Source organism: Thermococcus sp. (genome assembly GCF_027063845.1).
Lineage (GTDB): Archaea > Methanobacteriota_B > Thermococci > Thermococcales > Thermococcaceae > Thermococcus.
On sequence record NZ_JAMOQU010000046.1, the window covers coordinates 1 to 1,279 of the forward strand.

The 1,279-nt window shown below is 48.5% G+C and carries 1 protein-coding gene and 1 pseudogene; both read left to right on the plus strand.

Features of this window, described 5'->3' with window-relative positions; translation table 11 throughout:
* Window positions 1-170 precede the first annotated feature (170 nt).
* A complete protein-coding gene (locus MVO87_RS03400; RefSeq protein ID WP_297552190.1) occupies window positions 171-482 on the plus strand; it encodes a hypothetical protein in 312 nt (103 codons plus the stop codon).
* Between the two features lie 612 nt (window positions 483-1,094).
* Window positions 1,095-1,279 (plus strand): annotated as a pseudogene (locus MVO87_RS03405) (hypothetical protein); the annotation flags it as partial.

Sequence of the window (1,279 nt, forward strand, 5' to 3'; positions counted from 1 at the left end):
AGTGGTGGGATTTGGATGATGCAATGATGGAGTACGGGGACAGTGTTTACGACAGAATGGACGACTCATTTGAGGTAGAAGTCGAAGCAGAGAACTGGAAGGATGCGCGTGAGAAAATACTGATTGCCGCTGAAGCGCTTAGGAATCCGTGGAGGCCTTAGAGGAGCGTGATGGCCGTGAGTGATCCAGGCATGGCGTTTGTGGCAGGATTTTTAGCAGGAATTGGTATCATGTTCCTGCTTGCATATGCTTACCGCACTCGCATTGATGTCAGACGTACAGGAAAGGTAGAGCTGTATTTCAATATCGTAGACAGAAAAGCCGCATTTATCACGGCAGAGAGAGACAAGGTAACCCTATCCTTCGTCATGGGGGACATGGTTTGTTCGTTCGACCTTACCCCTTCTGAGTTTGAGGACTTAAAGAAAGCTCTCTTGGAGTTGGGGCCGGAAGTTGAGGAGCGTGATGGCCGTGTCAGCTAAAGGGATTGATGAAGTCTTGTCTCGGATTAAAAGAAAGCTCCAAGTGGCGATGATTGACGCAGAGATGTTACCATTGCACCCGCTTGAGAAGAGAGGTATTCAGCAGGGTCTATCTTATGCACTCAAAATCATCAAAGAGGAGCGTGATGGCTGTGATTAAGTGGGCTAGAGCAACGCAGTTTTTTGCAGTTTTCATGCTCAGTGCGCTGTGGGGATGGTTGTATGCTCACTTTCAGACGGCATGGTGGGCAATCGGTGATGTATTCAACGTTGACTTTTGGGGGCACTTAGTTTGGACGTGGCGCCTCGTGAACGATTGGACTCCATGGACAGTAGCATTCTGGTTTGCTATTGGAGTGTCAATCTTCGTGGTATGGCAGGTGAGGGGGATCGGTCATGACCGTTAACTTTCGTATGGATGTTAACGTTCGGGATACTAACACTTCCTGTATATTATCTGTCTTTCCAAAACATCTTCCTTGCATGACCAAGGACAAACGGCCCAAATCCAGAATACTTGCACCACAGTGCAGTATTAACCCCCAACTCGCCAACCGCGTTCCAAATGATAATTTTAAGCCCACCACAGTTAATAACTAAGGTGGTGTAACTATGCCGAGGAAAAGACGCCTTCCCGAAGTTGTAACCATCAAAATGCCTGTCCTGGTTCAGCCTCGCGATGTCTTTGAAGTTGTTTTTGAGAGCGAGGAAGCCAGGAAGATGGCCGAAGAGATTGTCGAGTACATCAAGAAGAACGGGCGCATGGGGTGGGACGAGTACAAGGACCTCTTCCCGCC